Below are 7,898 nucleotides of genomic sequence, written 5' to 3'. Positions count from 1 at the left end.
TGACGCTGGAGATGACCGTGTCGATGCCGCCCTTGGCCGAGGTCTCGATGACCTTGTCATTGGCCGAGTCGACGTAGTAGGTGTCGTTGCCCATCCCGCCGATCATCGTGTCGGCGCCCGCGCCGCCGTCGAGCACGTTATTGCCGTCGTTGCCGGTCAGCGTGTTGGCCAGGGCGTTGCCGGTGGCATTGAGGTGAGCCTTGCCGGACAGGATCAGGTTTTCCTGATAGTCGCCCAGGGTCCAGTTGACGCCGGAGACGACCGTGTCGATGCCGCCCTTGGCCGAGGTCTCGATGACCTTGTCGTTGGCCGAGTCGACGTAGTAGGTGTCGTTGCCCATCCCGCCGATCATCGTGTCGGCGCCCGCGCCGCCATCGAGCACGTTGTTGCCGTCGTTGCCGGTCAGCGTGTTGGCCAGGGCGTTGCCGGTGGCATTGAGGTGAGCCTTGCCGGACAAGGTCAGGTTTTCCTGGTACTCGCCCAGGGTACGGGTCACGCTGGAGATGACCGTGTCGATGCCGCCCTTGGCCGAAGTTTCCAGGACGACGTCGTCGACCGAATCGACGTAGTAGGTGTCATTGCCCATCCCGCCAATCATCGTGTCGGCACCCGCACCGCCGTCGAGGGTGTCGTTGCCATCGCCGCCCTCCAGCCGGTCCCGACCCCCCATGCCCTTGAGCACGTCGTTACCCGTACCGCCTTCGACCCAGTCATCGGCGCCGGTGCCGGTGAAGGTGTCGTTGCCTGCGGTCAGCACCTTCTTGCCGGCGCTCATCAGGATGCTGGTGTTGATGCCCAGGGCGGTCAGTTCGCTTGGGGAGTAGGTGCGGATGTTGCCTTGAAGATCCTCAACTTTGACACTGGTGATGTTATAGGTGCCAGGAAGGTTGGTGGGGGCGATGAACCATGTGTCGGAAGATACGCCGTCTGACCAAGAATCGCTATATCCGCTATGGACTAGGAAGTTGTATTTGCTCGTTGAGCGGTCATCGGCTAAGAATGAGTATGTTAAATCCTTGTCAAAATAGATAACGAGTTGCTTCACGCCTGCCTGATTGTCCGATGCCGCTCCAGACACAGTGAGCGCGGCCTTTCCTGAAGACAGATCGACAAAGGTAGGTATGTGCAATGACTTCAGTTGCGGCGGCGTAGTATCAGGGGCTGAATTGACGAAATTGATGCTGGTATTGACACCCAGCTTTGCAAGTTCGCTTGGGCTGTACGTACGGATGTTGCCTTGCAGGTCTTCAACTTTAATGCTGGTGACATTATAGACGCCGGACGCATTGGTGGGAGCGATGAACCATGTGTCAGTCGACCTGCCATCCGACCAGGAATCGCTATATCCGCTGTGCACCAAGAAATTATACTTACTTGTGGAGGCGTCCGTAGGCGTGAAAGAGTAAGTAATGTCTCTGTCGAAGTACGCGACGATCTGCTTCACACCTGCCAAATTATCTGTGGCTGCGCCAGAGATGGTTAACGCAGTCTTTCCTGAGGACAGGTCTACAACCTTTGGAATATTAAGGGATTTCAACTGAGGAGGCGTCGTGTCAGGTGTTGAATTGACGAAATTGACGCTGGTATTTATGCCCAGCTTTGCAAGCTCATTTGATTCATAGGTTCGAAGGTTTCCTTGAAGGTCTTCGACCTTGACACGGGTGACATTGTAATTTCCGGACGCATTGGTGGGGGCAATAAACCATGTTTCCGATGACGAACCGTCAGACCAAGAATCGCTATAGCCGCTATGAACCAAAAAATTGTACTTGTTGGTCGATGTGTCAGTGGATGAAAACGAATAGACGATCTCTTTATCAAAGTAAATCACTACATTCTTGACACCCGACTTGTCATCGGACGCCTTCCCCGACACCGTAAGCCCCGCCTTCCCTGACCCAAGATCGACGATCGTCGGTATGCGCAGCGACAACAAGGTAGGGGCGAGGGTATCTGCAGTAGCGCTCATTGAACGTTATCCGTAAGCAGTCGAACATCGGGAAGGGTAGGGTACAGCGAGGCTCAATAACGCAGGCGCCGGATGGGCATGCTCCCGCGCGTGTATTGTTGGTAACCGGTATAGGGAAGCAGAACCGTATCGACGACGCCCGACAGGACCATGTCGACCACGGCAGACTCGGGCGCCCAGTGCTCGCCGGGCCTGAGCGGACCGTTCAGCGTACAGTACTGGTACGCCACGCCGCTGTAGAGGCGCGGCAGGGCGTGGCAATAGCTGTCGTATTGGGCCAGGTCGTCGACGGCCTTCGCTTCATTGGACAGGGTCCGTACGGTGCCGCATCCACACAGTGCCATCGCCAGCACACAGACAACCCATCGCTTCATACCGATAACCCTTTTCTCTCACAAGGCTACTTCTGTTTGGTCCAATCATAACTGGGTTGGATCCCAACCTGCCATAGGGCGTCGAGCGATGAATCGTCCGTCCGCGTGAGCCTACGTCAATTCGTTCAGCGGGCTGCACTCATTCGCCGGCAACCCGCGAACAGGTCCAGCGCAGGGGTATAGGCCTGCGTGCTCACGTCGAGCAGGCCGATGAGCGAATGAAACAGGTTGTCCTGGCTGAGCGCCACCTCCCGTTTGCCCTGCAGGCACGGGGTATCGACCTGGAAGGCCTGCTGATACCCGGACGAGAACCACATCAGCAGCGGCACGTGCTTCTGCTCCTCCGGCGCCAGCAGGTAGGGCGTGCCGTGCAGGTACAGGTTGTACTCCCCGAGCGATTCGCCGTGGTCGGAGAGATACAGCACCGCGCTGTCGACCGTGCGTGCATTGTCGCGCAACTGATCGATCAGGCTGGCCAGCACATGGTCGGTGTAGGCGATGGTGTTGTCGTAGGCGTTGACGATGCTCTCCCGGCTGCAGGTCTCCAGCGCATTGCTCTGGCACACCGGCGTGAACCGCTCGAAGGCCTGGGGGTAGCGCTTGAAGTACTCCGGGCCATGGCTGCCCATCTGGTGCAGGACCAGCACCGTGTCCTGGTCGAGGTGATCGATCAGGTGCTGCAGGTCCTGAAGCAGAATGGCATCCCGACACTCACGGTTGGCGCACAGAGCCGAGTCCTGGCGTTTGCTCACGTCCTCCAGCGTCACCCGGTCGCAGGTGCCCTTGCAACCTGACTGGTTGTCACGCCAGATCACCGTCAGACCGGCGCGCTTGAGTACATCGAGCAGCCCCTCCTGGTGTGTGGCCCGCACCGCGTCATAGTGGCGGCGGCCCATGTTGGAGAACATGCAGGGCACGGACACCGCGGTTTCCGTGCCGCACGAGGTCACCTGGGCGAACGCCACCAGACCGTCTTCGCGGCTCAGTTCGGGCGTCGTGTCACGGGGGTAGCCCAACACGCCGAAATTCGCCGCCCGGGCGCTCTCGCCGACCACCAGCACGGTCAGGGACTTGCGTACGTGCGTCGCCCAGCGGCCATCACGGTGCGCATCCTGGGCGATCGGCTCGAGCGGTTGCCGGGTCGCCTGCAGGTCTTCACGGGCGTAGCTGATCGCAGCGCCGATGACGTTGCTGGGCACCACCATCCAGTGCAATTCGTGGTGGTTGCGAAACAACGGTGCCAGGGCCTTGTAGTCCAGCAGGCTGACGCTGCCCATCAGCGTCACGCAGATCACCGCCATCAGCCCCTTGCCCAGCAACTCGCGTGGCCAGGGACGATAGCGAATCGGCAGCGCCCACACGAGGCAGGCAGGCAACACGCCCCACACCAGCAGATGGCCGAACAAGGGCAGGGACAACAGGCCCTGGACTTCACGCACGTCGGTCTGCGCGACGTTGCGGATCATGCCGACATCGATCAGCACACCGTACTGGCCCATGAAGTACGTCGCCCCCGCGCTGAGCAGGAACAACAGCGCCAGGGTCGGCTTCAGCGTGCGGCCCACGGTGAACAGGGTCAGTACCAGGGTGAACGCGCACCCGATCAACAGCATGAAGGCGACCCGCATCAGCCAACCTGAGGCATCGGGCGCCGTGATGGCGACCAGATGCCGCCATAGCGTCCCGTTGAAGCCCACCAGCAGAAACACACTGGCAACGACGATGACCCACACAGGACGCACCGCTACACGCTTGACCATGAAACCCCCCACGCTCGACACCAGACGCTTCGGTGCAGGTGCGCACCGAAGGATGAAAGTGGCGCGCACGCTAGGGCAGGTTCCGTGGAGCTTTTGTGAAAAGTGTCGTTAGGCTTCGTTGAGCCAGCGCCTCAGGGACGAAGAAACCGTTTCCGGGGTCAGGAGACGGATTTTTCACACCGTCACGACATTCACGGCAGGTTGGGCAGCGCAGGCTGCGGGCGCTCGCGGTTCATGGCTCCGGGCTGCACATCCGGTAGCCATCGCCGCGCAGGGTATGCAGCAGTTTGGTGCTGAAGGGTTTGTCCACGGCCTGTCGGATCTGGTGAATATGGCTGCGAATGCTGTCGACGTTCTTGTCGTGGTCGGTCGACCCCCAGAGCAACTGCTCAAGGGTCTTGCGCTTGACCAGGGCCGGGCTGCTGCGCATCAGCGCTTCCAGGATCTTCAGGTTGGCCGAACTGAGCTTGATCGGCGTATTGCCCCGGCGCACCTGCAGCGTGTTGAGGTCGAGTTCCAGGTCCAGCAGGGTGAGTGTGCGACCCCGTTGCCCATTGCGGCGCGACACGATGGCCTCGAGCCGCGCCAGGATCTCGGCCATGGCGAAGGGCTTGACCACATAGTCGTCGGCGCCTACGCCAAAACCCTTGAGACGGTCATCGAGCTCGTCGCGGGCAGTCAGCATGATGATGGCTGCCGCGCTGTGGGCGCGCTGGCGCAGCAGGTGGCAGATGTCGTTGCCATCGATGCCCGGCAGCATGATGTCGAGAATGATCGCGTCGAAGCGCCCGGTCTCGGCCAGGTGCAGGCCGGTCAGGCCGTCTCGGGCGCCGGTGACGGCGTGGCCACGGAGTTCGAAGAAATCGACGAGGTTGTCATGGATGTCACGGTTGTCTTCAACGATCAGCAGGTTCATGCAGGCGCGTTCCTAAAAGCCATGATCGAACAGGGGCGATGGGCAGGCGCGGCGACGCGCCGCGACGCATTTGAAAGCCTGGGCGGTCGCGGTTGTGTCGACAAAACGTTAACTATTCGTGAAAGCCCATGCCAGGTGAACGGCAGGGGTCACGGTTTCTGGAATCAGGTGAATGACCTCTACATCACGCTCTGTCCACGCGGTCTCACGACCATTCGATTTTCGCCTGGCCATCGGCCTGCCCGTGCTCGTCATGCTGGCGCTGCTGGCAAGCGACGTCGCTGCCATCGATCTGCCACTGGCGCACCTGTTCTATGTTCCTGGGGAAGGGTTCATCGGGCGGCACAGCTATTGGCTGGAAACGGTGCTGCACGAGCGCGTCAAACAGGCGGTGCTGCTGTTCAGCCTGACGCTGCTCGTCGCCTGGGTCGCCAGCCTGTTCAGCGCTGCGCATCGTGCATGGCGAAGGCCCTTGGCCTACACCGTGCTGACGCTCGGGCTGTGCACCGGCATCGTCACGCCGCTGAAGGTGATGACCGACGTGCAGTGCCCCTGGAGCCTGCAGGACTTCGGCGCCAGCGAGCCCTACGTGCCCTTGCTGGGGGACCGTGTGGATTCGGCCAAGCCAGGCCGCTGCTGGCCTGGCGGGCATGCCTCCACCGGCTTTGCTTTGCTGGCCTTGTATTTCGCCCTGCGCGACCGGCACCCCCGGGCGGGTCGCATCGCCTGCGCGCTGGCTTTGGCGCTCGGCACGCTGCTGTCGCTCGGGCGCATGCTGCAGGGCGCGCACTTCCTGTCCCACAACGTCTGGACCTTGCTGATCGACTGGCTGATCGCCGTGGTGTGCTATCGCTGGCTGCTGTACCGGCCACACGTGCACGCTGTCGGTAGCGGCAGCTGAGGCCAGGCGCGGGTGGGCGAGCGCCGTTCAGGTTTTTTTCACATGTGCTTCACCAGTGCCCCATGGAGCGCTGCCTAGAGTGCCGCCATTCACGGGTGCCTGCATTGCGCGCAGCGCACCCTGCCCACCTGTCGGAGCGACGCCATGCAACCCGCTATCCTGCCATCTGCCACCCTGTCCCCGTTCTCACCGAAACGCCGGGCCTACGCCCGTGGGTGGGTGAAAGGCGTGATCGGCCTGTCGATCGTGCTGGCTGCGCTTGCCTTCTGGTACGCCTCGCAGGCCCGCGTGCCGGACGTGAACAGCGCCGCCCGGTGGCGTGACAGCGGCATTGCTGCGCAGTGGGCCCAGGGCAACGTGGTGCTGCTGATCCGCCATGCCGAGCGGTGCGACCGCTCCGAGCACACCTGCCTGGCGGACCCTGAAGGCATCACGGTCATCGGCAGCCAGCGCGCCACCGAGGTCGGCAAAGGCCTGGCCCTGTTGCCGCAGGCCGGTGTCGACCGCGTGAGCAGCCCGGAAGTCCGTACCCGACAGACCGCCCAGTTCCTCTTCGGTCAGCCACTCGCCACGCAGGACTGGGTGGGCGATTGCGACAAGGACTTCGCCCAGGCTGCGCTCGCCCACAAACGCGCCGGGCATAATCTGGTCCTGGTCACCCACAGCGGGTGCATCGATCAGCTGGAACGACGCCTGCACGTGCCGGGCGGGGAACGCTCCAGTGCCTACGCCAGCGCGCTGTTCGTCGCCGTACCCGAGGCGGGTCGGGCGCGTCTGCTCGGACAGGTGAAGGCCCGGGAGTGGGAGCGCTTGAAGGCTGAAGCCATTTGAACTCGATCGAGGCTGTACCGGGCAGCGACACGTGCGGCGTGCCTTGTGTCGAATGTCGGTACCCGTCACTGTTTCACCGACAATTCCACATCGCCGGAACACGAAACGATGGCGATATATTGCTTGTCAGGTACATCGACTGATACGACCCAGTTTTTACCGGCTCGGTTATACGTTTCATCCGAAGCGACAAAGATGTCCGTGGAGGAAAGTGCTGGTTTGAGTCTGGAGAAATACGCCCGGGTGGCGTCTTCCAGAAATGTTTTCGACGCATCGGGGCACGCTGGACTCGACGCTTCGTCGCACCCGGCAAGTGCCGTCATCGCGAGACCAAGTGCACAGAGGGTGGTTGATCTCATCAGCGATGCTCCGGTCATGGGTAAGGCGGCCTCGAGGGGATAGGTTGGCTAGCTTAACAGAGGCGTTCGGTCATTGTTTTGTATGAAATCTCGAGACACTTAATGACCCTGTTGTAAGGCGAGTCTTTTGTATGAAAATATTCGAAACTTCATTGCCGCCCCGTCTGGCTCCAATATTTGTAAAGTCTAGCGCTTTCAGTGCAGGACTCGATCATGCCAAACAGGTATCAACTCTCTGATATAGAGTGGGAGCGGGTGGCAGACCTCTTTATTGTTTCGTCTCGTCGCTCCAGGCGTCCTCGGTTGGATGACCGGGTCATGCTAGACGGCATCCTGTGGGTTCTATGTTCCAGAGCGCCTTGGCGGCATCTGCCCGCACACTTCGGTCCTTGGTCTACGGTCTATCAACGCTTTCGAGACTGGAAAAGCCAAGGCACGTTAAGCCAGTTGTTCAAGCGGCTCGATATCGAGCTCGACGCCGAGGGGCTGATCGACTTGGAGACGTGGTGCACCGAGCCCCTCATTGTCACACCGACAGGACCTTCGAAACAGGCCAAAGACCTGACAGACAGCGCTACGGACGGCCTGCCTTCAGTTGTCGGGTGTGCGGGGGAGCGAATCTGACCAGCCACCATCGACATCGCCTGCGACTGATGTGCAACGGTCTTCGAGGAAGCATGAGTTCACAGCCACGCGCCATCCGTCGGTAGCCGTCGAGTCTGTCGCCAGAAGGCTCAAGTCTGGTCAGGACATCACGATAACCCGGCAAGCTTTCAAACTTGGTGTGG

The 7,898-nt window shown here is 60.9% G+C and carries 8 protein-coding genes; 3 read left to right on the top strand and 5 right to left on the bottom strand.

The window, feature by feature from the left end:
* From G7Z99_RS17785 to G7Z99_RS17770, 4 genes are all read right to left on the bottom strand, one after another.
* Positions 1-1,969: calcium-binding protein (locus G7Z99_RS17785; protein ID WP_181096097.1), on the bottom strand; the 1,969-nt coding region annotated here is incomplete at its 3' end.
* Positions 1,970-2,022: 53 nt separating this feature from the next.
* Positions 2,023-2,343, bottom strand: a complete 321-nt coding sequence (locus tag G7Z99_RS17780) for a YceK/YidQ family lipoprotein (protein WP_181096095.1) — start codon at positions 2,341-2,343, stop codon at positions 2,023-2,025.
* A gap of 125 nt (positions 2,344-2,468) precedes the next feature.
* A complete protein-coding gene (locus G7Z99_RS17775; protein ID WP_181096093.1) occupies positions 2,469-4,103 on the bottom strand; it encodes a phosphoethanolamine transferase in 1,635 nt (544 codons plus the stop codon).
* A 232-nt stretch (positions 4,104-4,335) separates the two neighbouring features.
* Complete coding sequence (locus tag G7Z99_RS17770) at positions 4,336-5,019, bottom strand: response regulator transcription factor (protein WP_181096092.1); 684 nt, start codon at positions 5,017-5,019, stop codon at positions 4,336-4,338.
* A gap of 172 nt (positions 5,020-5,191) precedes the next feature.
* Between G7Z99_RS17770 and G7Z99_RS17765 the strand changes: the two genes are divergently transcribed.
* The gene (locus G7Z99_RS17765) at positions 5,192-5,920 is read left to right on the top strand and encodes a phosphatase PAP2 family protein (RefSeq protein ID WP_181096089.1); all 729 of its coding nucleotides are present in this window, start codon (positions 5,192-5,194) and stop codon (positions 5,918-5,920) included.
* A gap of 144 nt (positions 5,921-6,064) precedes the next feature.
* Complete coding sequence (locus G7Z99_RS20015) at positions 6,065-6,751, top strand: lipopolysaccharide core heptose(II)-phosphate phosphatase PmrG (protein WP_219854280.1); 687 nt, start codon at positions 6,065-6,067, stop codon at positions 6,749-6,751.
* Between the two features lie 65 nt (positions 6,752-6,816).
* On the opposite strand, the gene G7Z99_RS17755 is transcribed toward G7Z99_RS20015, so the two are convergent.
* Positions 6,817-7,110, bottom strand: a complete 294-nt coding sequence (locus tag G7Z99_RS17755) for a hypothetical protein (RefSeq protein WP_181096087.1) — start codon at positions 7,108-7,110, stop codon at positions 6,817-6,819.
* 213 nt (positions 7,111-7,323) lie between these two features.
* Here G7Z99_RS17755 and G7Z99_RS17750 point away from each other — a divergent pair, with 213 nt between their 5' ends.
* Positions 7,324-7,734 carry a transposase gene (locus G7Z99_RS17750; protein WP_181096085.1) on the top strand — a complete coding sequence of 137 codons (411 nt, stop codon included), beginning with the start codon at positions 7,324-7,326 and terminating at the stop codon, positions 7,732-7,734.
* Positions 7,735-7,898 lie beyond the last annotated feature (164 nt).

It is taken from the genome of Pseudomonas entomophila, from assembly GCF_013523165.1.
Classification (GTDB): Bacteria; Pseudomonadota; Gammaproteobacteria; order Pseudomonadales; family Pseudomonadaceae; genus Aquipseudomonas; species Aquipseudomonas entomophila_A.
Note: the sequence above shows the minus strand (reverse complement) of the source record. Positions and strands in the feature narration are given on the sequence as shown.

Coding starts and splice junctions, on each gene's coding strand:
- G7Z99_RS17780 (WP_181096095.1), bottom strand. CDS start 2,343: ATGAAGCGATGGGTTGTCTGTGTGCTGGCGATGGCACTGTGTGGATGC.
- G7Z99_RS17775 (WP_181096093.1), bottom strand. CDS start 4,103: ATGGTCAAGCGTGTAGCGGTGCGTCCTGTGTGGGTCATCGTCGTTGCC.
- G7Z99_RS17770 (WP_181096092.1), bottom strand. CDS start 5,019: ATGAACCTGCTGATCGTTGAAGACAACCGTGACATCCATGACAACCTC.
- G7Z99_RS17765 (WP_181096089.1), top strand. CDS start 5,192: ATGACCTCTACATCACGCTCTGTCCACGCGGTCTCACGACCATTCGAT.
- G7Z99_RS20015 (WP_219854280.1), top strand. CDS start 6,065: ATGCAACCCGCTATCCTGCCATCTGCCACCCTGTCCCCGTTCTCACCG.
- G7Z99_RS17755 (WP_181096087.1), bottom strand. CDS start 7,110: ATGAGATCAACCACCCTCTGTGCACTTGGTCTCGCGATGACGGCACTT.
- G7Z99_RS17750 (WP_181096085.1), top strand. CDS start 7,324: ATGCCAAACAGGTATCAACTCTCTGATATAGAGTGGGAGCGGGTGGCA.